Origin of the sequence: Sphingomonas sp. IW22 (assembly GCF_041321155.1) — a bacterium.
In the GTDB taxonomy this organism is placed as follows: domain Bacteria; phylum Pseudomonadota; class Alphaproteobacteria; order Sphingomonadales; family Sphingomonadaceae; genus Sphingomonas.
Map to the genome: position 1 here is coordinate 409,770 of NZ_JBGGWB010000001.1, position 23,863 is coordinate 433,632.

Genomic DNA, 23,863 nt, shown 5'->3' on the forward strand with positions numbered 1-23,863 from the left:
CGCAACAATAGGCGCAAGGCCCAGCTTTTTCGGGTTTAAAGGCCTAAATACCGTATCTGCTGCACTTGCGAAGATGGCGGATAAGGTATACTAATTCGCTATTCGGCGTCAGACCGATTCCCTCCCGCAGATGAACTTCTGAGTGGCTTTTTGGCCGCTGTGTGCGCGTGCCGTCGAAACAACGGGGGTCTATCATGTCGTATAGAAAATCGACGCTTTTCCTATCAGCTGCATTGTCAGCGCTCTTTACCGCACATGCGGCCAGCGCTCAGGAAGCCGGGCCGCCGCCGCCGGATGACAGCGAAATTGTCGTAACCGGTTCGCGCATCGTACGGTCCGGCGCGACAACCTCGACGCCAACCGTCATGCTCGATGCGGAAGCCATTGAGGCAACCGGCGTCGTCGCGCCCGGCGAGCTGCTGCGCCAGTTGCCAGCACTCGCGCCCGGCCTTTCGTCGGAAAGCTCCGGTGTCACGTTCAACGGCGCGGGTCTCGACCTGCTGGACCTGCGCGCGCTGGGCACCAACCGCACATTGGTGCTGGTCAATGGTCGCCGCCAGGTTGGCTCGAACCCCAGCACCACGGCGGTTGACGTCAACACTATCCCGACACCGCTGATCGAACGTGTCGAGGTCATCACGGGCGGCGCATCGGCCGTTTACGGCGCGGACGCGGTTTCGGGCGTGGTGAACTTCATTCTGAAGCGTGATTTCGAAGGGCTGGAGGTACAGGGCCAGACGGGCATTTCCTCACGCGGGGACGCCGAACGCTATTCGATCAACGCTACTGCCGGCAGTAACTTTGCCGACGGCCGCGGCAACGTGGCTGCGCATCTGGCCTATACGTCTGAAGGCGGCATCGAATATGATGCACGCAAGCGCGCCATTTCCGGCCTGAACTGGGTACCCAATCCTGCCAATACGGGTCCGCGCGACGGTATCGACGATTATGCGCTGCTCGCAAATGTCCGCCAGCTTGGCGGCCAGCAGGAGTCGATGTTCCTTCTGAACCGCGGCAGCGGGCTTGAGGCGTTTGCGTTCAACCCCGACGGATCGGTGCGCGAATTCGGACTTGGCCCATCGGGCCTGATCGCTGGCGGCCAGTTCACCGACGGTGGCGAGGCGGAACTCGGCTATGATGCGCAATGCCCGCAGGCGAAGTGCGCGATCAAGATCCCGGTCGAGCGCACGCTGTTCTCGCTCAACACGCGCTATGAACTGTCCGATGCGGCCGAGCTTTATGCAGAGGGGCGCTACGCCAACACGGCATCCTCGTCGCGCTTTGGGTCGGTGTTCGAAATCCCGCCGACGACCAACCAGATCAGCATCGACAATCCCTTTGTCTCGCCTTCGCTTCGCGGCCTGATGGAAGAAGCGAACGTCACCTCGATCGGCATCCTGCGTTCGGATCAGGAACTGGGCCTTCGCGGTCAGGATACCAATCGCGACCTGTACCAGTTGGTCGCCGGTGTGCGCGGCGCGACGGGTCTGGGCGACATCCGCTATGACACGACGTTCCAATATGGCCGGATGAACTTTGCCAACACCCGCGTGAATGACGTCGATCAGGCCAAGTTCCTGAACGCGTTGGATGCCGTTCGCGGCACCGACGGCACCATCCGCTGTCGTTCGGTGACGGCACAGGCGCAGGGTTGCGTGCCGATCAACTTCCTGCAGCCCGGCGCCGCGATTTCGGACGCAGCGCTGCAATATATCCGTATCCCGTTTGCCACCGAAACCGCGCGTTTGAACCAGCTGGTCGCAACCGCCAACGTGACCGGATCGATCGGCGATTTCTGGGGCGCGGGTGCGATCTCCTTCGCAGCCGGGGTAGAATATCGCAAGGAAGAGAGCAGCTACCTCGTCTCCCCGGTCGATCAGGCAGGTCAGGGCTTTTTCTTCACGCGTCGCCAATCGACGGCGGGTGCTTTCGACGTGATGGAGTTTTATGCCGAGACGATCGTCCCGCTGCTGAGCGACCAACCCTTTTTCGAACAGCTTGAGATTGAAGCGGCGGTCCGCATGTCGGACTATTCGACCTCCGGCAACGCCACCAGTTGGAAGGTCGGCGGCACCTGGGCGCCGATCCCCGATATCCGGTTCCGGTCGGTGCTGGCCCGCGCCGTCCGGGCCCCCAATGTGGGCGAACTGTTCTCACCGGGCAGCGAAGGCTTCATCACGGTTGACGATCCCTGCGACGTCGATTTCATCGGCGGCGGCGCATCGGGCCGCGCGGCGAATTGCGCAGCGATCGGCGTGCCGGGCAATTTCGTGTCCAACGCCCGCACGATCAACATCCGCACCGCCACCAGCGGCAACGCCGCGCTCGACGTGGAAAAGGCCGACACCCTGACCATCGGCGGCGTGTTCCAGCCGCGCTTCCTGCCCGGCTTCACGGCCACCTTCGACTACTTCAGCATCAAGATCACCGATGCCATCAATGTGTTCGGGGCGCAGGACATTCTGAACAACTGCGTCGATCTTGCCAGCATCGACAATGCATTCTGTTCGTCGATCACTCGCAGCGCCAGTGGTGATATTCAGCAGATCCGCCGCCAGAACATCAACGTCTCCCGCCTTGAGCGAGAGGGCTTCGATATGGAACTGCGCTATCGTCACGACCTGGCAGAATTGGGTTCGCTGACGCTGGGCGCGGTGGGGACGCACATGACCAAGGTGACGACGGTCGTGGCACCCGGCACGCTGACGGGCAGCAACGTCATCGACTTCAACGGCGAATATGGCTTTCCCGAATGGAAGGTTCGCGGCAACGCGACCTGGGATCTGGGCGATTTCGACGTGACTGCGGTGATGACCTACCTGTCCTCGATGCAGCGTGACGTGCAGCCGACCCAGCCGGAGGATAATCGCGCGACCGCTCAGTCAGGCGACTTCTTCCTGTTCAACATGCAGGCGGGATATGATTTCACCCCCGGTCTGCGTCTGTTTGCCGGCGTCGACAATCTGTTCGACCGTCAGCCACCGTATCTGCCGGAAACCCGCGCGGGCGGCGCCGGCAGCTATGCCGGGGTCGAGGTTTATCCGGCCACTGGCCAGTTCTTTTACACCGGCGTCAACTTCAAGTTCTGATGCCATGCCGGGCGGCTCCGCAGGCCGCCCGGCCCCTTTTTCAAGACTGGCAACTGGCGAGAAATCCGACCGTGAAACGATTTGACCCTATCGGGACGCGCGCGGCCGCCGTCCTGCTGACAATCATTGCCCCGCATGGCGCGGCACTGGCCCAACAGGGGCATGGCCCCGCTTATCTTGACGACACCTATGCCCCGCGCGCGCTGTCGTGGGTGGCGAAGGAACGTGCCGCGACACTGGCGTCGCTCAGCGCCGATCCGCGCTTTTCGAAATTCGAGAGTGAAGCCGCGGCGGTGCTTACCGACCCGACCCAGCCAGACGACATTCGCTTCATCGGCGATCATGTATATGCCTATCACCAGTCGCGGGCGGCGCCGATGGGCGTATGGCGTCGTTCGACCGCCGCCGCCTGGCTGGCCGCAACGCCGCAATGGGAAACCGTGATCGACCTGGACGCGCTTGGCGCGGCGGAGGGCGTGCGCTGGATTTTCGGCGGCGCGTCGTGCCGCGCCAATGGACGGTGCCTGATCCAGCTGTCCGACAATGGCAAGGATGCGGCCGCGACGCGCGAGTTCGACCTGACGACGGGGCAGTTCGTTCGCGATGGCTTCAACCTGCCCGTCGGCAAGCATCGCACCTGGTGGATCGACGACGACACGCTGCTGGTCGCGCCCGTACTGGACCGGGCCAGCGTCAATATTTCGCTTGTCCCGCGCACGTTGCGCGTCTGGCGCCGGGGTGAGCCGGTCGAGAAAGCGCGAACGCTGTTCTCGATCGGCGAACGCGACGCCATGCTGTCGGCAATGCTGGTCAAGGCGGGCGGAACCGACCGCTTTGTCGCTGCCCGCCACATCGATTTCGAACGGCGCGAATATAAGCTGATCGACCTTTCGACCGGCGAGCAACAGCCCCTGCCGCTACCAGAATGGGCACAGATGCGCGGCATGTATCAGGGCAAGCTGCTGTTGCGGCCGGAGGTGGACTGGCGCCCCGCCCCCAACGGGCCGACATTCCCGGCGGGCAGCCTCGTCGGCATCGACCTGGCCGCGCTGATGCAACGCGCGACGATCGAGGGCGCGACCCTGATTTACAAGCCACATGGCGACGATGCCGTGCGGGGCACCTTCACAATTGGGGAGCGCCTGTTCGTCGAACTGCTTCACGACAGCTATAGCCGGATCGAGGAGGTGACGGCATCCGGCGATCCCATACGCCCCGCGCTTGTGCCGATCCCTGATGAACAGTTCGTGTCGGTGCTGGGCACGCCCGGCGGCAAGCTGCTTCTGCGGCGGGAGACGCCGCTTGAGCCGGAGCGGATCGAACTGGTCGATCCCGACACCGGCGCCGCGCAGCTGCTATACGCCCGGCAGCCCGCCTTCGATGCCACGAACATGGTCAGCAATCGCTACACGACCGTCAGCAAGGACGGAACGCGCATCAGCTATCTGGTGATGCATCGTCGCGGCATCGCGATGGATGGCCGCCACCCGGCGCTGATCTATGGCTATGGCGGTTATGACGTGCCCGTCACACCGCGCTACGAGCCGGTCTTTGGCAAGCTGTGGCTGGAAAAGGGCGGGGTCTATGTCCACGCCTATCTGCGCGGCGGGGGGGAACATGGGCCGGACTGGCACCGCGCGACGATGCGCGAGCATCACCCACGCGCGTTCGAGGATATGGAGGCCGTGATTGCCGATGTGCAGCGGCGCGGTTTTAGTGCCCCCGAACGCACCGGCATCATCGGACGCTCAAACGGGGGGCTGCTTGTCGCTGCCGTGATGCAGCGCCGGCCGGAACTGATGAAGGCGGCGATTGTCGGCGGGCCGTTGATCGACATGCTTAACTTTCACCAGTTGCCGCCCGGCGGGACGTGGCTGGCCGAATATGGGAATCCGGATCTCGCCGCCGACCGCGCGTTCCTGAGCCAATATTCGCCGATGCAGACCATCGCGCGGGCGGCCACCACGCCCTATCCTCGCCCGCTGATCATTACCGCGACCGATGACGATCGAGTGCTGCCCGGACACGCGCGACGCTATGCTGCGCGCCTTCGCGAACAGGGGCACGAAGCGCTGTATTTCGAGGACGAGCAAGGCGGCCATTATTGGGAACTGGCCGGCGGCCCCGCGCCCGGCGACTGGCGCCGCCGCGCCAAAGCCCGCGCGGTAGAGTTCACCTATCTTTGGCATGCCTTGGGCGGGCAGTGAAACCGGGGGGCATAGGCGGTCGGCTGACCACCTATGCCCCATCGGCTCAGGCGCCGCGCAGCACGCTGCGGCGGCGGCCATAGGCGAAGTAAATCACGATACCGACCACGTTCCAGCCTGCGAAGCGCACCAGCGTCGTCGTCGGCAGGCTGAACAACAGATAGATACAGCCGACCACCGCCAGCGTACCGATCAGATAAGGCGCCGGGCATGCGAATATGCGCGGCAGATCAGGCGCGCGGCGGCGCAGCAGCATCATGCAGCCAGCAACCGCGATAAAGGCGATGAGGGTCCCGGCATTGGCCAGCTCCGCAATCTCGTCCAGCCGGAAAAAGCCAGCACACAGCGCCACGAACACACCCGTCAGCGCAGTGATGCGCGTCGGCGATCCGGTCCGCTTGGACACGGTGCTGAGCGCGCGCGGCAGCAGACCGTCGCGCGCCATCACGAAGAAGATGCGGCTCTGCCCATACATCATCACCAGGATGACCGACGGCAGCGCGATCAGCGCGGCGAGCGCAATCGCCCACGCGGCGACCGGATGGTCCAGCGTTCGCAGAACCAGCGCCAGCGGCTCGGCCGAATTGGCCAGCTCACGATAATCGAGCGCGCCGACCGCCGACACCGCGACCCCCATATAGATCAGCGTGCAGGCCAGCATCGACCCGATGATCCCGATCTTCAGGTCGCGACCCGGATTGCGCGCTTCTTCCGCCGAGGTGGCCACCGCGTCGAACCCGTAAAAGGCGAAAAACACGATCGCCGCCGCCGCCATGACGCCGCGCGTCGTGCCGCCGTCGTCGGTGCTGGTAAAGCCATAGGGCATGAACGGCTGCATGTTCGCGATGTCGAATGCAGGCGCCGTCAGCGCCACGAAAACAGCCAGGGCGATCAGTTTGATCGTGACGAGGATGATATTGAACGTGGCGCTTTCACGCGTCCCCAGGATCAGCATCCCCGCTACCGCCAGCGCCACCAGCACCGCAGGCAGGTTGATCAGGCCACCGGCATGTGGCCCCGCCAGCAACATTTCGGGCAGGTCGATCCCCGCCGATTGGATCCAGCCGACCAGATAGCCGGACCAGCCGACCGCCACGGTGCTGCAAGCCAATGAATATTCGAGGATCAGGCTCCACCCGACGATCCAGCCAAGCGTCTCCCCGGCGACCGAATAGGTATAGGCATAGGCACCGCCCGCCGTCGGGATCAGCGTCGCCATTTCGGCGTAAGCCAGCGCCGCGCAGGCACAAACCGCGCCCGCAATGGCGAATGCAAGAATGACCGCCGGACCGGCGCGGTCGGCACCCACCCCGGTCAGGGTGTAGATCCCCGTACCGACGATCGCGCCGATGCCCAGCGCGATCAGGTGCGGCCATGACAGCGTCGCGCGCAATCGATGTTCAGAGTCATGCTGATTGGCGCCGATCGGTTTGATCGGTCCCCAGAAACCGGTGGTCACGATAGTTTGCCCCTTCCCTGATCGTGATCTCCGGCACGCAACGCCGCCCCTGGGACTCAGCCCGTGGCGGCAAGCTGTTGTCGAAGATCGTCCATGGTTTTGCCGATATGACGCTCAGTCAGGTCGCGCAGGATCGCCACGTCCCGCGAAAGCCAGGCGTCGAGTATTTCGCGATGCTCCTCATTGGCGCGGTCGTCGCGGCCCAGAGGCTCCAGATGCTTGCGGACATAGCGTTCCGACAGGACATGCACCCGTTCCAGCACGCTGACAGTCAGTCGCTGGCGGCTGGGGTTCAGCAGCGCGAGGTGAAATGCGCGGTTGAACGCGCCGACGCCGTCGCCGCCCTGATCGGTCACCTGATACAGCGTGTCGTAAAGGTCCGACGCGGTCTTGCGCTCCGCATCGGTCGCGCGTTCGGCACCCAGTGCCATGGTGTCCGGTTCCAGCCGCATGCGGATGGTAAACACTTCCTCGGCCTCGTCCCGGCTGAGTTCGCGGACGAAGAAACCGCGATTGGCTTGGGATCGTAACAGCCCCTCCTGCTCCAGCCGGGCCAGCGCTTCGCGTAGCGGGATTTTGCTGATGCCCAGTTCCGCTGCGAGTGCGTCCTGACGGATCGGGCGATCGAGGGGGACGGTACCCGCCAGCACGCGTTCGCGAACAAGGCTGACGAGTTGGTCCGAGAGGTTGCGGATGACGATGCTCATAACACCGACATAATCATGTCGCGCACGCGGTTGTCACGCCAAATACTGAACGCCTCACAGGACCGAAAATCCAGTGGGGAACGGATCGGCATCGTCGATCCAGATTGTGTTGTACCCGGTTTCGAACGCGCTCCCCTCGATCGAGGGAATAATACCCGGCCGTTCACCGACCATGATTTCGGCCTCTACCCGGCCGATGAACTCGCTGCCGATATAGCTTTGATGGACGAAACGGTCGCCCACCTTCAACCGTCCGCGCGCGTGAAGATGCGCCAGCCGCGCCGATGTTCCCGTCCCGCATGGGCTGCGATCGATCGCCTTTTCGCCATAGAATACGGCGTTACGCCCATCGGCGCCGTCGCCCATGGGCTTGTCGGCCCAGAGGACGTGGCTGACACCGCGAATATTGGGATCGAGCGGATGCACCGGTTCAATCATATCGCGAAGCATCGCGCGAATGGTCCGACTTAGCGCGATGATCTGCCCCGCATCCATCGCATCCAGCCCGCGATATCCGCCCTGTGGCTCGATGATCGCATAGAAATTGCCGCCATAGGAGATATCGACCGTGATCGGTCCCAGATCGGGCACATCAAGGTCGAGACCTTCGACCGCCAGAAAGGCGGGGACGTTGCGAATTCGCACCGACCGGACCCGTGCGCCGTCCATCGCATATTCAATGTCGAGCAGCCCGGCGGGCACCTCGACACGCAAACGACCGGGAATTGCGGGTCGGATCAGCCCGTTTTGCAGGCCGAAGGTCACCATGCCGATGGTGCCATGCCCGCACATCGGCAGGCAGCCGCTGGTTTCGATGAACAGGATGCCGACGTCCGCATCCTCGCGTGTGGGCGGGTACAGGAACCCGCCCGACATCATGTCATGCCCGCGCGGTTCGAAACACAGGCCCGTGCGGATCCAGTCGAACCGCGCCAGGAAGTCCAGCCGGCGCTCGGCCATCGACGCACCCTTGAGCAAGGGTGCGCCGCCGGCGACCAGGCGGACCGGATTGCCCGCCGTATGGCCGTCGATGCAGAAGAACAGGTTACGCACGGCCGGGCGGCTCAGGCAGCAGCAGCCAGGCTCGGCTGGGTCGCCGCGCACTGTTCGACCCACCGGATCACATCGGCGCGACGCTGCCCTTCCAACGGCATGCGTGGCAGGCGGACGCGTTCCGACCCGCGGCCCATAATCTCTTCGGCCAGCTTGATGGACTGAACCAGATCATGTTCGGCATCGAGGTGGAGGAGCGGCATGAACCAGCGATAGATGCGGATCGCCTCGGCCAGATTACCCTCGGCCAGCGCCGCGACCAGCGCGACGGATTCACGCGGGAACGCGCTGGTCAGGCCCGAAATCCAGCCATGCGCGCCCAGCATCAGCCCTTCGAGCGCGACGTCGTCCAACCCGGCCATCAGCACATAACGGTCGCCAAATGCGTTGATCAGGTCGGTGAAGCGGCGCGGATCGGGGGCGCTTTCCTTGACCGCGACGATGTTCTCGGTGGCCGACAGGCGATCGAGCGCGTCGATGCCGATGTTCACGCGGTAAGCGGGCGGGTTGTTATAGAGCATTACCGGCAACGACGTGGCACGCGCGACGGTTTCGAAATGGGTGCAAAGCTCGCCCATGGTGGGCACATAGACCATGGCGGGCAGCACCATCAGGCCATCGACGCCGATCTTTTCCGCATCGCGAGCGAACGCCACCGCGCGCGATGTCGTCATTTCCGACACGCCCACCAAGATCGGCACGCGCCCATCGACAACCTCGACCGCGGCCTGAAGCAGATGGCGCTTCTCGTCCGGCTCCAGCGAGTTATTCTCGCCGCAGGTGCCCAGCGCGATCAGCCCGTCGACGCCATCAACGACCAGCGCGTCGAGCGTCTTCTGGCTGGCATCGATATCGACCGAGAGGTCAGGCGCGAACTGGGTTGTCGCGGCGGGGTAGACTCCACGCCAGGTCAGGGTAGCTGAACTCACTCGGTCCTCCATTGCATCTGCATTTCGTATACGGTATATTTCCCAAGTGACAAGATCAAATGCAAATATCGCCGCGCGACATGCCATTGTGGGCGGCGGGGTTGCGGGGCTTGCTTCTGCCATTGCCCTTCAACATGCCGGACGACAGGTAACGCTGATCGAGCCTGAAATCCGACCGTCCGGTGCCTCTTGGGGCAATGCGGGACATATCGCGGTGGAGCAGGTCGATCCGCTGGCGTCGCCCGCAATGCTCAGCACTGCGTGGCAGCGACTGTTCTTTCGCGGTGGCGCATTGTCGCTGCCTGGGAACGCCATTCGCCAGTGGCTGCCATTCGGCCTGCGCCTGATGCGTGCGGCATCCCCCGCCCGCTTTGAACAGGGGCGCGCGGTGCTGAGCGAGATGCTGGGGGAAGCCATTCCAGCATGGCAGCGGCTGCTGGAAAATGCGGGCGCTCCCGATCTGATGCGCGTGGGTGGCCATCTGATCGTTTGGGAAAGCCGGGCCAGCGCCGATGCGGGCCGCGCCGCCTGGAGCAAGGCCGACACCGGCGTCGCCCGCGTTCGCGATGCCGATGCGGCGGACCGCGAACGCCTGCGCGCACTGGTGGGCGAAGCGGCGGTCGATGCGGTCCGCATTGACGGCAGCGGCCAGATTGCCGACCCCAGCCGCCTGTTGGAACGGCTGCAAGCGACCTTCCTGAGCGCGGGCGGCACCGTTCATCGCGGACGGGCGGAGGCGGTGCTACCACGGGCGGGCGGCGTCGAGCTTCGCGTGGACGGCCAGCAAATGCTGTTCGAAACGGTCACCGTCACGGCGGGGGTCGCATCGGGCGCTTTGCTGCGGCCGCTGGGCCATACGGTGCCGATCATTGCCGAGCGCGGCTATCACATCCAGCAGCCGGTCAGCGACCGCGACTGGCCCGCCGACACCCCGCCCATCGTGTTCGAGGATCGCGCGACCATCGTCACCCGCTTCGAAAGCGGGCTGCGCGCGGCCAGCTTTGTCGAGTTCTCCCGCCCGGATGCGCCGCCCGACCCCCGCAAGTGGCAAAGGCTGCGCGACCATGCGGAGGCGCTGGGCCTGCCGATCGACGCGGGCGCGCGCGAATGGATCGGATCGCGGCCCACCCTGCCCGACTATCTGCCCGCAATCGGCGCGAGCGAACGGGTGCCGGGCCTTTACTATGCCTTTGGCCACCAGCATCTGGGCCTGACGCTAGCGGCGACGACGGGCGAACGGGTCGCGGCGATGATCTTGGAGGGCAAGCGTGACCCGCGCCTGAGCCTGACGCGTTTTGAGAAGGGACAGGCACGATGATCGGCGGTTCGGACGCAGCAACGGAACTGGCAGCGCTGACGGCATGGACTGACGCCGCGCCGCCAATCAGGCGCGACGAATATCTCGCCCGCATGGCCCGCGCACGCGCGCTGACGGGGGCAAAGGGCGCCGATGCGCTGGTTGTCGGCGCGGGCGATTCGCTGCGCTACTTCACCGGCGTGCCCTGGGGCGCGACCGAAAGGCTGGTGGCGATGGTGCTGCCGGTCGATGGCGACCCGATCCTGATCTGTCCCCGGTTCGAACTGGGCAGCCTTGAGGCCGATCTGAAGATCGCCGCCGACATCCGCCTGTGGGAAGAGGATGAGGACCCCGCCGTCCTGCTGGCTGCCGCGCTGCCCCCTCGCGTCGCGGTCGATCCGGCGCTGGCGTTCGGCTTTGTCGATCGCATCCGCAATGCCGCGCCCGACACCGCTTTCAGCAATGGCGAGGCGGTGATCGACGGTTGTCGCACGATCAAATCGGCGGCGGAACTGGCGCTGTTGCAACAGGCAAAGCACATGACGCTGGAGGTGCATCGCCGCGCCGCGCGCATCCTGACACCCGGCATCCGCGCCAGCGAGGTCCGACGCTTCATCGACGCCGCACACCGGGCACTGGGCGCGGCGGGCAGCAGCTTCTGCATCGTCCATTTCGGCCGCGCGACGGCATTTCCGCACGGCCTGCCCGAAGACGATATCCTGAGCGAAGGCGACATGGTGCTGATCGACACCGGTTGCCGGGTGGAGGGTTATCATTCCGACATCACCCGCAGCTATGTCTACGGTACTCCCGATGCGGAGCAGCAGCGCATCTGGGATCTGGAAAAGGCTGCGCAACAGGCCGCGTTCGATGCCGCGCGTCCGGGCGTCACCTGCGCCCAGGTGGACAATGCTGCGCGCGCCGTGCTGGAGGCGGGCGGGCTTGGCCCCGATTATCGCCTGCCGGGCCTGCCCCATCGGACCGGGCACGGCATCGGCCTATCGATCCACGAAGCGCCCTATCTGGTACGCGGGTCTGACGCGGTGCTGGCGCCGGGCATGTGTTTTTCCAACGAGCCGATGATCGTCATCCCCGACCGCTTCGGCGTGCGGCTGGAGGATCATTTCCACGTCACCGAAACGGGGGCGGCGTGGTTCACGCCCCCCGCCCCCGCGATCGACCGCCCGGTCTGATCGCGTCAGAGCGCCAGCAGCGCGTCGTAAAGTTCGGTCGGGATCAGCACACCGTCGCGCGGGGTCTCACGCCGTGCGGCAAAACGGCGGGTGGAGGGCAGGCGCGCGCCCTGCCCCTCAATCCCGTCGAACAGCGCCTCTGCCCGCGCGATATGCGCGGCGGCGGCATCGCCCAGAAACCCTGCGGGGTCGATCGCGATCACCAGCTCCCCGCCATAGGGCGATGCCAGCGCGCCATCGTCATGCGCCAGCGACTCCGCACTGGTCAGGTCGCCGATCAGCGGCCCTGCGATCAGTTCGATCATCGCCGACAGCGCCGAACCCTTGTGCCCGCCAAAGGTCAGAAGCGCCCCTGCCAGCCCCACTTCGGGGTCGGTGGTCGCGTTGCCATCGGCGTCGATCGTCCAGCCTTTGGGAATAGCCTTGCCTGCGCGGCGATGCAGTTCGATCTCCCCCCGCGCGACCGCGCTGGTGGCAAAATCGAAGACAAACGGGTCGCGGTCCGGTCGCGGCCAGCCGAACGCAATCGGGTTGGTCCCGAACAAGGGCTTTCGCCCACCCGCCGGCGCGACCCAGGCGTGGCTGGGGGTGCAGGCGATGGCGACCAGTCCCTGCGCGGTCAGCGCCTCGATCTCTGGCCACAGCGCGGCGAAATGGACGCAGTGATTGATGGCCAGTGCCGCAATCCCGTTCGCCCGCGCCTTTTCAACCAGCAGCGGCGCACCGATCTGAAACGCGCGTTGTGCAAAGCCGCCATCGGCGTCGACGCGCACAATCGCCGCGGCGGCGGGCGTGATGCGCGGGTCGGCGTCGGGCTTCACCTTGCCCGATTTCAGCGTGTGGACGCAGTTGGTCAGGCGGTAGACCCCGTGGGAGGCGCAGCGATCACGCTCTCCCGCGACAATCGTCTCGACCACTGCATCGACGTGATCGGCGCGCAGGCCGTGGCGCGACAGCGTATCGCTGGCTAATTCCCGCACTTCTCCCAGCGTCAGCCGTACACCCTGTTCGGTCCGCTCCACAACCACTCCTGTTTTCCACTTGATCGCCAGTCTTTATCGTATACCGTATCTGAACGTCGGGCAAAAGGGGGCGTTATGGTTGTGCCAGTCGCGCGACCGACGCACGGTCGCTCCTTATGCCCGCAACCATGACTCTTGCGATTTCGGAGAAGCCGCCGATGTTTCGAAAGACCCTCTTCCTCACCGCGCTGCTTCTGGCGGGCACCGCATCCCCCGCGCTGGCCGGAGGACAGACACCGGCCGCGACGGCAGCCGCCCCGACCCCCGATCCCCGCCTGAAGGCGCTTTACGACGCGGAGTGGGCCTTTCGCGAAAAGGAATTCGCGCGCATCCCTGGATCGCAGGGCGGCGGCCCCACCGCCGACGATCATCTGCCCAGCGTGACGCCCCAGACATGGCAGCGCCGCTATGCCTATTGGTCGGACCTGTTGAAGCAGGTCGATGCCATTCCGGTCGACAGCCTGTCGAACGAGGACCGCATGAACCACGCGGTCTTTCGCACCTGGTTGTGGCAGGAAACGAACAATATCAAATACAAGACATACGAGGCGCCGTTCAACTCGGACACGTTTTTCTGGACCGGCCTGAACCCGCGCACGCCCTTTTCACGGGCAGAGGACTATCAGCGTTATCTGGGTCGGATGCGTGACATTCCGCGCTATTTCGACGAGCAGATCGCGAACATGCGTGCCGGCTTGAAGCGCGGTTATACGGTGCCGCGCGTCTCGATCGAAAACCGCGACAAGACCATTGAGCCCTTTACCGCGACCGATGCCGCCAACCCGTTCTACAAGGCGTTCGACCAGATGCCTGGCACGGTGCCAGACGCACAGAAACAGGCGATGCAGGCCGAAGCGCAGACGGTGATCCGCGATCAGGTCGCGCCCGCTTATGCCAAGCTGCTGAAATTCATGCGCGAGGAATATATGCCCCGCGCGCGCAAGACGATCGACGCCTATTCACTGCCCGACGGTAAGGCATTCTATCAGGATCGCATTCGCGAATTCACGACGCTGGACCTGACCCCGCAGCAGATCCACGAAATCGGCCTGAAGGAAGTGGCCCGCATCGACGCCGACATGCGCGCGACGATGAAGGACGCAGGGTTCCAGGGCAGCTTCGAATCCTTCCTGAACTTCCTGCGGACCGACCCGCAATTCTATGCCAAGAAGCCCAAGGAATTGCTGTCGCTGTCGGCTTATGTCGTCAAGAAGATGGACGGCAAGCTGAAGGACAATTTCGAAACGCTGCCCCGTTACCGCTTTACCATCCTGCCGGTGCCGGATGAACTGGCGCCGATCTATACATCGGGTCGCGGCGGACTCGACAGCTGTTTGATGAATACATACGACCTGCCGTCGCGCCCGCTTTATGCCATCCCGGTACTGACGCTGCACGAATGCAACCCCGGCCACAGCTTTCAGGCCGCCGTCGCACTTGAGGCGCCGGCGCGGCCCCGTTTCCGGCAGCAGACCTATTTCTCCGGCTATGGCGAAGGATGGGGCCTGTATACCGAGTATCTGGGCAAGGAACTCGGCATCTATGAGGGGCCGTATGAGGAGTTCGGTCGGCAGACGTTCGAAATGTGGCGCGCAGCCCGGCTGGTCGTCGACACCGGCATCCACACCATGGGTTGGACCCGCCAGCAGGCAATCGACTATTTCCTGAAGCACACCGCGCTTGCCCCGCTGGACATCCGCAACGAAGTCGACCGCTACATCGCCTGGCCGGCACAGGCGCTGGCATACAAGCTGGGTGAATTGTCGATCCGTAAGATGCGCGCAAAGGCAGAGGCCGAGCTGGGCGACCGTTTCGACCCGGCGCCGTTCCACAGCGCGATCCTGGACATGGGCTCGGTCCCGCTGCCCACCTTCGAAGACCAGATGGAGCGTTTCATCGCCCAGCAAAAGGCAGCGGGCAGTGCGACGGCGAACTAGCCTTGCCCTGATCTGCGCGGCGGCGGTGGCGGCGGCAATGCCCGCCGCTGCCGCTCCGCCGGGAAGCGACGAAGGCGAAATCCGCGCGGTGATCGCGCGGATGGAGGCTGCATGGAACCGGGGTGATTTCCGCGGTTACATGGACGGCTTTCTCAACCCCGATGTCGTCTTTGTCTCACGCGGGCGGTTCCAGTCGGACTGGCAGGGCACGCTGGACCATTATGTCCGCGACTATGGCGGCCGGCCCGAGCGTCGCGGGCGGCTGCACTTCTATGACATTCGCGTCGAAATGCTGGCGCCGGACGCCGCCCAGCTGATCAGCCGCTTTCACCTCGACCGGCCCGAACAGCCGCAATATGGCGTCAACACACGGTTGATGCGAAAGGTGAACGGGCGCTGGGTGATCGCACTCAATCACGTATCGGCGGTCGAAACGCCGGACCCGGCCGATCCGGTCCCGGCGCATCGTTAAGGCGGCTATCGCTTCTCCGACCGGGCCAGCAGGTCGACCAGTTCCTTGGTCCAGAACCGCGCCCAGGTATGGGTGCTGTGCCCGCGCGTGTCGGCCGATGACGGGATCAGGACATAGCGCGTCGTCTTCAGCTGCTTCATCGACTCCTCTGCCAGCCCCAGTTCCGGCGGGTTGATGAAATCGTCGGCGGAATTGATCCATGTCATCGGCGTCGTAATCCGCTCCAACCCGGCGGAGGGATCGTAATTGCGCGACGAATCCAGCTGATACAGGAAATCATTGGCGTCGCGCGCGCCGATGTCACGGTCGAACCGTTCTCGCCAATAAGCGTCGGCGGCATCGCGCGTGGGATAATTTGCCTGCGCCCACCAGGGCGGGGTCCCGGCAATGACCGACAGGCTGGACGCAACCCGCAGGCCCATCAGCGGCTGATCGGTATAGTTGCCGCCGCGCCATGCCGGGTCGGCGCGAATGCCCTCCATCGCGCCCTTTCGCCATAACCGGTTGCGCCCGGCAATCGCCACCGCCTGACACGCCATCGGCATCATCGCCTGCGCGAAATCGGGGCGCTTCTGCCCCCAGACGAAGATGTGCATGCACCCCATCGACGTGCCGAAAATCAGCCGCAGGCGATCGACCTTCAACCCGTCGACCAGCATCCGCCGCTGCGCCTCGACCATGTCGTCATAGTCATAGCGCGGGAACGACATCCGCATCCCGTCGCTCGGCTTGGACGAGCCGCCATGGCCGATATTGTCGGGCAGGATGATGAAGTAGCGGTTGGCGTCCAGCGGCTGGCCCGGCCCGTAAAGCTCGTTCGCGAAATGTGGCTGGAGGAACTGTGCACCGCTGCCGCCGGTGCCGTGCAGGATCATGACCGCATTGTCGACGCGCCCCTGTGCATCGCGATGCGGCTTTCCGATGGTGCGGTAGTGCATCCGCAACTGGGGCAGCACTTCGCCGCTGGCGAAGCGGAAATCGTTAATCACATGATCGCCCTGGCGCACAACCTTGTCGTCAAAGGGCGCGCGGGGCGGCGCGCCCGACGCAACAGGTTGCGTCCCCTGCTGCGCGGCAACCGGCGCGGCGGCCAACGCCGTTCCCAACAAAAGCGCACGCAACATATTCCCGATCAGCGCCATGCTGTCCCCCCGTCAAAACGGCACATTTACTCGCCCAGATATTCGTATACGATGTACGAACATGCTGGGATAGTAAAGGGAACACCCATGAGGTTCACGCAAAACGTCGCATGCTGCTCAATCGCCATCGCCGCTGCCATGATGCCCATCGGCAATGCCGCCCACGCTCGTCAGGACAAAGGCGACGCAGCGGAGGCCGCACATCCGGACCGGGCGGAGGCACCGGTCGAGGAGCAGGCGAGCCCCAGCAAGGGCAGCGTGACCGTCGCCGGGCAACGGATCGACTATACGGCCACGCCGGGCACCGTGACCATTCGCGACGATGCGGGCGATCCCCGGGCAAGCATGTTTTATGTCGCCTATACCGCCGCCAATCCGCGCGGCGCACCGCGGCCGGTGACGTTCGTGTTCAACGGCGGACCCGGATCGTCCAGCATGTGGCTGCATATCGGCTCGTTCGGGCCGGTGCGTGTTGACACCCCGACCGCCAGCACTGCCGCCCCGGCCCCGTTCGCGATCGGTCCCAATCCGCAGAGCCTGATCGACAAGACCGATCTGGTGTTCATGGACGCGATCGGCACCGGGCTGTCCCGGCCGCTGGGCAAGGCAAAGGGCAAGGATTTCTGGGGGGTGGATCAGGACATCGACGCCTTTGCCAGCGCGATCCAGCGGTACCTGACGATCAACAATCGCTGGAACGACCCGAAATTCCTGCTGGGCGAGAGTTATGGCACGCTGCGCGCCGCCGGTCTGGTCCACACGCTGCAGGAACGCGGTACGCAGATGAACGGCGTGATCCTGCTGTCATCGATCCTGAACTATGGCATCCGCAATCCCGGATTCGATCAGATCAGCGTAACTTATCTGCCCAGCTATGCGGCAACGGCCTGGTATCACAACCGCCTGCCCAACCGCCCTGCCAGCCTTGAGCCGTTCCTGACCGAAGTACGCGAATTCGCGCGCGGGCCTTATCTGGCGGCGCTGGCAAAGGGGGATGACCTGCCCAACGCCGAACGCGACGCCATGGCGGATCGGCTGGCGGCCTATACGGGGATCGGGCGCGATTACTGGATCCGCGCCGCCCTTCGCCTGGACCTGGGTCGTTTCCGCAAGGAGTTGATGCGCGATACCGGGCAGACCGTCGGTCGACTGGATTCGCGCTTTGTCGGTGCCGATCTGGACGCAGCCGGCGAAGCGCCCGAATTCGACGCGGCGGACACCGCCATTTCCGGCGCCTATGTCGGCGCGATCAATCGCTATCTGTTCGGAACGCTGGGGTACAAGACCGACCTGACCTATCGCCCCAATTTCTACAAGGAAATCTCCCCCGCCTGGGATCAGCGGCACAAGGCGCCGGGCGGTGGCAACCGGCCAATGGCGGCGGCGGATACGGCGATGGATCTGGCCCGCGCGATGCGAACCAATCCGCATCTAAAGGTTCTGTCGCTGAACGGATATTACGACATGGCCACGCCCTTTTTCGGCGCGGAATACGACCTGAAGCACATGCAACTGCCGCCGGCGCTGCGCCCGAACCTGAGCTTCAAATATTATGAGTCGGGCCACATGATCTACATCCACCCGGAATCCATGACCGCATTGAGGCGCGATCTAGCCGACTGGTATGACAGCACGGCACGCTGATGCGTGCGTGTGCATCGCAAACATGACAATATAGTTGCAAGTATACGATATCCGGTATACCTTTCATGAGCGATCGGGCTTTCGGCCCGGTCGCTGCTGAAGACCCGAAAAGGGCGCGGCACCCGCAGGAGGTGAACCTACGCTACCGAAAGGGGAACTCATGACTGGTACCAACGCCGCCGGGCTGACCCGGCGCCGCCGCATCGCGCTTTTGACCTCGGCCCTGACCGCCCTGACCTTTGCGAGCCCCGCGCTTGCACAGGATCAGGACCCCGGCCCCATTCCGTCGACCACCGGCCCCGACCTTGTCGTCACCGGTTCGCGCCTGATCCGCACCGATCTTCAGGCGCCCAGCCCGACGACCGTCGTCAGCGACGAAGACATCAAATTGTCGGGCAACGTCACGCTGGAAAAAACGATGAACGAGTTTCCGCAACTCGCGTCGGGCAATACGTCGACGGTGAACAATGGCGGCGGGTCCGGCATTCTGACCGCGAACCTGCGCGGCCTGGGCGCGCCGCGAACGCTGGTCATGGTCAACGGGCGCCGCTTCATCCCCGCCGACTCTTCGGGCAATGTCGACCTTGCCAGCATCCCTGATGCGCTGATCCGCCGGGTCGACATCATCACCGGCGGCGCTTCCGCCGTCTACGGTTCGGACGCGGTCGCGGGTGCGATCAACTTCGTCCTGAACGACCGTTTCGAAGGGGTCGAGGTTGCAGCTCAATATGGCCTGACCGACCGGGGCGACGCTGCATCCAAAAAGCTCGACCTGACATTCGGTACCGGCACCAGCGACGGGCGCGGCAATGTCGCGCTGTCGGCATCATGGACGCGACAGGATTCGATCACCCAGTCCAGCCGCGAGTTCGGCCGCGTGCCGCTTGGCGAAGTCAACGGACAGCTCGTCTATTCGGGATCGGGCAGCATCCCTGGCACTCGCGTGCCGCTCAGCGTGAGCCAGCGCAACCAACTGGTCGGCGTCGACCTGACGCCGTCGGGCGCCTGCACGTCGATCACCGGCATCCGCTTTGGTGAGAACAGCCAGGTCCTGCCTTATTGCCAGCCGCAGGACACCTATAACTATGCCCCCTTCAACCTGCTTCAGCGCCCGTTGGAGCGGTACAACGTCTCAGGCCTCGCCAAATATGAGCTGACGGAAGGCGTGACCGCCTATCTCGAAGGGTTCTATGTCAACACCCGCAACCAGATGGTGCTGGCGCCCGACTCCTTCACCCCGCTGACGCCAGGTGCTGCATCGTCGACGCTGCTGGTGCCGGGCTATGCGACCAATCCGGGGCTTCCGGCCAGCCTGCGCGACTTTTTCTCGAACAATGCCGCGATCTTCGATCCCGATGGCGACGGCACGGCAGCGGTTGTGGGCGGCGGCCGGCGTGCCGATGAGTTGGGCACGCGCGATTATCTGTATGAGCGTCAGTCCTATCTGTTCACCGGCGGTCTGCGCGGCGATTTCACGGCGCTGGGCCAGACGTGGCGTTGGGACGCCTTTTACCAATATGCCCGCAACCGCACCGATACGCGCAGCGAAAACCTGATTTCGCAAACCCGGCTCAGCATGGGGCTGGACGCGGTCCAGAACGCATCGGGTGAGGTCGTCTGCCGCAATCAGGCGCTTGGCTGCGTGCCCGTCAACATTTTTGGCTTGGGTGCGATCACGCCGGAAGCAGGCGCGTTCCTGACCCCGGTTCGCGAGAGCCACGACGTGTTCGTCCGGCAGGTCGCGGGCGCAACGGTCAGCGGCACGCTGTTCGACCTGCCCGCGGGCCCGGTTTCGGTGGCGCTGGGCACCGAATATCGCAAGGACCAGTACGACTTCTATCCAAGCCCGCTGGACATCGCGAACGAATATGGCGCGGTGTCGCAAAAGCCGCTGTCGGGCGCGTTCGACGTGGTCGAATTCTTTGGCGAAGCTCGCGTGCCCCTGTTGAGCGACATGCCCTTTGTCGACACGCTGGCGGTCGAGGGCGCGGTGCGCTTCTCAGACTATTCATCGGTCGGCAGCGTCTTTACCTGGAAGGCGGGTGGCGAATATGCACCCGTCAGCTGGTTCCGCATTCGCGGCGCGTATAACAAGGCGATCCGCGCGCCCAATATCGGTGAGCTGTACAACGCGATCACCCGCGGCTTCACCGGCGGCACCGACCCGTGCGACGCCAGCCAGACGCGCAGCGATGCGCTGAAGCAATTCTGCGTGCAGCAGGGCGTACCCGCGAACGAGATCGACAACTTCACCCAGGCGACCCTGGGCCTGAATCAGGACAGCGGCGGCAACCCGAACCTGCGTGAGGAACGGTCGTCGACCTATACCATCGGTGCCGTCATATCCCCGCCGTTCATCCCGCGCCTGAACATCACGGTCGATTATTTCGACGTGCAGGTGGATGATGCGATCACCACGATCAACGCGCAGCAGACGATGAACGACTGCTACACCACGCTCGACGCGTCCAGCGCGACGTGCCAGTCGATCGTGCGCCTGAACAACGGTCAGATCGATTATGTCCGGGTGAACAGCAACAATATCGGCACGCTGAAGGTGAACGGCATCGACGCACAGCTCGATTACCGCCTTCCGCTGCCCGCCGCGCTGGGCATCGGCAACGACGATGCGACGCTCAGCGTCACGGCGGTCGCAAGCTGGCTGTTCGAACGCTCGACCCAAGTCTTGGAAAGCTCGACGCCACAGGATTGCGCGGGCTTTTACGGCGCTGGCTGTTCGGCAGGTACGGGCGGCTTCATCACGCCCGATTTCAAGCTGAACCTGGCGGGCAACTATAACAGTGGCCCGATCAACTGGCGCGTCCAGGGCCGCATGATCGGCGGGCTGGACCTGTATCCGACCGCGTCGAACGTGGTGAAGAATGTCGGTTCGACCTGGTATCTCGACACCTCATTCTCGATCGAGGCGACGGATATGCTGACCCTGACGCTGGGCGTCGACAATCTGCTGGATCAGCAGCCGCCGATCTTTGGCACCGCGCTGGTTGGCGATGCCAATACCGACGTGTCGCTGTACGACACGCTTGGTCGCCGCTTCTTCGTGGGCGCACGGATGCGGTTCTGATGTGAGATGACCCGGCGGCGGGATGGTGATGCCACCCGCCGCCGTGGATGACGAACACCATGTCCGGCCACGGCGCACCGGTCGGCATCGAAAGGAAAGACAATGGCCCCGCCCGCTCCCCGGATCAGCCGCAGGGACATGTTGATGGGTTCCGCCGCCATGATGGCGCTGTTACCCGGCGGCGCGCTGCAAGCGCGTGTTCAGGCAGGTGCCGCGGGGCTCGCGGGGCCGGTGCGTCCCTTCCCGCTGTCGGCGGTGCGGCTGGCGCCTTCACCCTTCCTGCGCGCGGTGGAGGCGAACCGGGGCTATCTGATGGCGCTGGAGCCGGATCGGCTGCTCCACAATTTCCGCAAACATGCCGGGCTGGAGCCAAAGGGCGCGATCTACGGAGGCTGGGAATCGGACACGATCGCCGGCCATACGCTAGGCCATTATCTGAGCGCGCTGGCGCTGATGCATGCCCAGACCGGCGACAACGAATGCCGCCGCCGGGTGAATTATATCATCGACGAACTCGCCGCGTGTCAGGCGGCGTCGGGTGACGGTTACGTATCGGGCTTCACCCGCCGGCGCGGTGAGGTTTACGAGGATGGGAAGCTGATCTTCCCCGAGATCATGGCCGGAGACATCCGTTCGGCCGGGTTCGACCTGAACGGCTGCTGGGTGCCGTTCTACACCTGGCACAAGCTTTATGCCGGGCTGTTCGATGCCCAGACACTGGCGGGCGACGACCGCGCACTGTCGATCGCAGTGGCGCTGAGCGGCTATATCGACAAGGTGTTCGCTGCGCTGAACGACGAACAGGTGCAGAAGGTGCTCGATTGCGAGCATGGCGGCATCAACGAAAGTTTCGCCGAACTGCATGTGCGGACGCGCGACCCGCGCTGGCTGCGGCTGGCCCAGCGGCTGCGCCACAAAAAGGTGCTGGACCCGCTGTCGCGGCGCGAAAACTCGCTGCCCTGGATCCACGCCAATACCCAGATTCCAAAGATCATCGGCCTGGCCCGCCTGCACGAGATCACGGGAGATCCCGGCAATGCCGTCGCGGCGCGCTTTTTCTGGGATACGGTGGTCGGCCAATATAGCTACGCCATTGGCGGCAATGCGGACCGGGAGTATTTCCCGGCACCCAATACCGTATCCAAGCACATCACCGAACAGACGTGCGAAAGCTGCAACACCTATAACATGCTGAAGCTGACCCGGCATCTTTATGCCTGGCAGCCCAGCGCACGGCTGTTCGATTATTATGAGCGCGCGCACATCAATCACATGCTGGCGCATCAGGACCCCGAAACCGGCATGTTCGCTTATATGGTGCCGCTGGCGTCGGGATCGCATCGCAACTGGTCCGAACCGTTCGACAATTTCTGGTGCTGTGTCGGCACGGGGATCGAGACGCATTCCAAACATGGCGAAAGCATCTGGTGGACCGGCGACGACACGCTGATCGCCAACCTGTACATCCCATCCACGCTGGACTGGGCCGAGCGGGATGCGCAACTTTCGATCGCCACCGCATACCCCTTCAGCGAAACCGTCGACATCCGCATCGACCGGATGGCCCGCCCCCAGCGATTTGGCCTTGCCCTGCGTATCCCCGCCTGGGCCAAGGGCGCATCGGTTCAGATCAATGGACAGGCGACCCCGATGCTGGCCAGCGACGGCTATGCCGTGCTGCGCCGCGAATGGCGCGCGGGCGACCGGGTGACGCTGACCCTGCCGATGCAGCTATGGGCCGAACCGACGCCGGACGATCCGCAGACCATCGCTATGCTGCACGGGCCTGTGGTGCTGGCTGCCGATATGGGGCCGGTGGACAAGCCGTTCGACGGCGTCGCGCCCGCGCTGGTTTCAGCCGATGTGCTGAGCGGATTTCAGCCGGTGTCGGAAGCCGCCAAAACCTTTCGCACGAACGGCATCGGGCGCCCAGGCGACCTGAGTTTCGCGCCATTCTATCAGCAGACACAGCGCCGGACGGCGGTTTATTTCCGCCGCTTCACCGAACCGCAATGGGCCGTCGAGCAGCAGGCGTTCGCCGCCGAACAGGCGCGTCTGGCCGATCTTCAGGCGCGGTCGGTCGATGTCATGCATCTGGGCGAAATGCAGCCCGAACGCGATCACCAGCTGAAATCGGCCAATTCCTACACTACCGCCTATCGCGGCCGGCATGGCCGCGACATGCGCGACGACGGCTTTTTCGAATTCCACATGAAGGTACGGCCCGGACCGCTTGTGCTCCAGGCGACTTATTGGGGTGAGGAGCGCAATCGCGATTTCCAGATCCTGATCGACGGACAGAAGATCGCCGGCCAAAAGCTGAATGGCGAGCGCCCCGGCGAGTTTTTCGACGTCGACTATCCGATCCCGGAGGCACTGACACGCGGCAAATCGCAGGTCACGGTGCGGTTCCAGCCATCCGCCCGCCTGGCACGCGGCGGGCCGGTGTTTGGCGTTCGTATCTATACCGCAGCGGCAAAGGGGGCGAACATCACCCTCTGATGCACGCCCCGCTTGGTAAGTTATCGCAAAAAGCTCCCTTAGGTGGGAGGGCCACTCGACGGGTCCTTCGCTAATCCTGCTTGTCGCGACGGCGGCGCATGAATGCTGCCGTCGCAACCGCCGGC

15 protein-coding genes are annotated in these 23,863 nt (G+C 64.2%); 9 read left to right on the top strand and 6 right to left on the bottom strand.

The genetic code is table 11. From position 1 onward, the window contains the following. The first annotated feature begins 233 nt into the window (after positions 1-233). Entirely contained in the window at positions 234-3,089 is a 2,856-nt protein-coding gene (locus tag ACAX61_RS01950) for a TonB-dependent receptor domain-containing protein (RefSeq protein WP_370713144.1), read from the top strand. A 71-nt stretch (positions 3,090-3,160) separates the two neighbouring features. Next, positions 3,161-5,296, top strand: a complete 2,136-nt coding sequence (locus ACAX61_RS01955) for a prolyl oligopeptidase family serine peptidase (protein ID WP_370713145.1) — start codon at positions 3,161-3,163, stop codon at positions 5,294-5,296. Positions 5,297-5,342: 46 nt separating this feature from the next. On the opposite strand, the gene ACAX61_RS01960 is transcribed toward ACAX61_RS01955, so the two are convergent. Genes ACAX61_RS01960 through ACAX61_RS01975 form a run of 4 tightly spaced genes read right to left on the bottom strand, consistent with a single transcriptional unit; the run spans position 5,343 to position 9,456 of the window. Continuing rightward, positions 5,343-6,755 (bottom strand): amino acid permease, encoded by a 1,413-nt coding sequence (locus ACAX61_RS01960; protein ID WP_370713146.1) that lies wholly within the window; start codon positions 6,753-6,755, stop codon positions 5,343-5,345. Between the two features lie 56 nt (positions 6,756-6,811). Beyond that, entirely contained in the window at positions 6,812-7,462 is a 651-nt protein-coding gene (locus tag ACAX61_RS01965) for a GntR family transcriptional regulator (RefSeq protein WP_370713147.1), read from the bottom strand. A 54-nt stretch (positions 7,463-7,516) separates the two neighbouring features. Next, on the bottom strand, positions 7,517-8,515 hold the full coding sequence (locus tag ACAX61_RS01970; protein WP_370713148.1) for a 4-hydroxyproline epimerase: 999 nt from the start codon (positions 8,513-8,515) through the stop codon (positions 7,517-7,519). A gap of 11 nt (positions 8,516-8,526) precedes the next feature. Further along, positions 8,527-9,456 carry a dihydrodipicolinate synthase family protein gene (locus tag ACAX61_RS01975; protein WP_370713149.1) on the bottom strand — a complete coding sequence of 310 codons (930 nt, stop codon included), beginning with the start codon at positions 9,454-9,456 and terminating at the stop codon, positions 8,527-8,529. A 34-nt stretch (positions 9,457-9,490) separates the two neighbouring features. On the opposite strand from ACAX61_RS01975, the gene ACAX61_RS01980 reads away from it, so the two are divergent. Together ACAX61_RS01980 and ACAX61_RS01985 are read left to right on the top strand one after the other, a co-directional pair. Further along, positions 9,491-10,762 (top strand): NAD(P)/FAD-dependent oxidoreductase, encoded by a 1,272-nt coding sequence (locus ACAX61_RS01980; protein ID WP_370713150.1) that lies wholly within the window; start codon positions 9,491-9,493, stop codon positions 10,760-10,762. Beyond that, entirely contained in the window at positions 10,759-11,934 is a 1,176-nt protein-coding gene (locus tag ACAX61_RS01985) for a M24 family metallopeptidase (RefSeq protein WP_370713151.1), read from the top strand. Before ACAX61_RS01980 ends, ACAX61_RS01985 begins: the two co-directional genes overlap by 4 nt. 5 nt (positions 11,935-11,939) lie before the next feature. Here ACAX61_RS01985 and ACAX61_RS01990 read toward each other — a convergent pair whose 3' ends face one another. Next, a complete protein-coding gene (locus tag ACAX61_RS01990; RefSeq protein ID WP_370713152.1) occupies positions 11,940-12,956 on the bottom strand; it encodes an Ldh family oxidoreductase in 1,017 nt (338 codons plus the stop codon). Between the two features lie 158 nt (positions 12,957-13,114). Between ACAX61_RS01990 and ACAX61_RS01995 the strand changes: the two genes are divergently transcribed. Further along, entirely contained in the window at positions 13,115-14,893 is a 1,779-nt protein-coding gene (locus ACAX61_RS01995) for a DUF885 domain-containing protein (RefSeq protein WP_370713153.1), read from the top strand. Between the two features lie 37 nt (positions 14,894-14,930). Further along, positions 14,931-15,365 carry a YybH family protein gene (locus tag ACAX61_RS02000; RefSeq protein WP_370714877.1) on the top strand — a complete coding sequence of 145 codons (435 nt, stop codon included), beginning with the start codon at positions 14,931-14,933 and terminating at the stop codon, positions 15,363-15,365. A gap of 5 nt (positions 15,366-15,370) precedes the next feature. Here the strand turns inward: ACAX61_RS02000 and ACAX61_RS02005 are convergent, their stop codons facing one another. Further along, positions 15,371-16,507 carry an alpha/beta fold hydrolase gene (locus ACAX61_RS02005; RefSeq protein ID WP_370713154.1) on the bottom strand — a complete coding sequence of 379 codons (1,137 nt, stop codon included), beginning with the start codon at positions 16,505-16,507 and terminating at the stop codon, positions 15,371-15,373. A gap of 87 nt (positions 16,508-16,594) precedes the next feature. Between ACAX61_RS02005 and ACAX61_RS02010 the strand changes: the two genes are divergently transcribed. The 3 genes from ACAX61_RS02010 (at position 16,595) to ACAX61_RS02020 (ending at position 23,738) form a co-directional block, all read left to right on the top strand. Next, the gene (locus tag ACAX61_RS02010) at positions 16,595-18,151 is read left to right on the top strand and encodes a S10 family peptidase (protein ID WP_370713155.1); all 1,557 of its coding nucleotides are present in this window, start codon (positions 16,595-16,597) and stop codon (positions 18,149-18,151) included. A 160-nt stretch (positions 18,152-18,311) separates the two neighbouring features. Further along, on the top strand, positions 18,312-21,236 hold the full coding sequence (locus tag ACAX61_RS02015; protein ID WP_370713156.1) for a TonB-dependent receptor domain-containing protein: 2,925 nt from the start codon (positions 18,312-18,314) through the stop codon (positions 21,234-21,236). 102 nt (positions 21,237-21,338) lie between these two features. Beyond that, positions 21,339-23,738, top strand: a complete 2,400-nt coding sequence (locus ACAX61_RS02020; RefSeq protein ID WP_370713157.1) for a beta-L-arabinofuranosidase domain-containing protein — start codon at positions 21,339-21,341, stop codon at positions 23,736-23,738. Positions 23,739-23,863 lie beyond the last annotated feature (125 nt).

Excerpts from the sequence above, each read along its gene's own strand:
- ACAX61_RS02020 (WP_370713157.1), top strand. The coding sequence starts at position 21,339 with ATGGCCCCGCCCGCTCCCCGGATCAGCCGCAGGGACATGTTGATGGGT.
- ACAX61_RS02015 (WP_370713156.1), top strand. The coding sequence starts at position 18,312 with ATGACTGGTACCAACGCCGCCGGGCTGACCCGGCGCCGCCGCATCGCG.
- ACAX61_RS02010 (WP_370713155.1), top strand. The coding sequence starts at position 16,595 with ATGAGGTTCACGCAAAACGTCGCATGCTGCTCAATCGCCATCGCCGCT.
- ACAX61_RS02000 (WP_370714877.1), top strand. The coding sequence starts at position 14,931 with ATGCCCGCCGCTGCCGCTCCGCCGGGAAGCGACGAAGGCGAAATCCGC.
- ACAX61_RS01965 (WP_370713147.1), bottom strand. The coding sequence starts at position 7,462 with ATGAGCATCGTCATCCGCAACCTCTCGGACCAACTCGTCAGCCTTGTT.
- ACAX61_RS02005 (WP_370713154.1), bottom strand. The coding sequence starts at position 16,507 with ATGGCGCTGATCGGGAATATGTTGCGTGCGCTTTTGTTGGGAACGGCG.
- ACAX61_RS01985 (WP_370713151.1), top strand. The coding sequence starts at position 10,759 with ATGATCGGCGGTTCGGACGCAGCAACGGAACTGGCAGCGCTGACGGCA.
- ACAX61_RS01995 (WP_370713153.1), top strand. The coding sequence starts at position 13,115 with ATGTTTCGAAAGACCCTCTTCCTCACCGCGCTGCTTCTGGCGGGCACC.
- ACAX61_RS01975 (WP_370713149.1), bottom strand. The coding sequence starts at position 9,456 with ATGGAGGACCGAGTGAGTTCAGCTACCCTGACCTGGCGTGGAGTCTAC.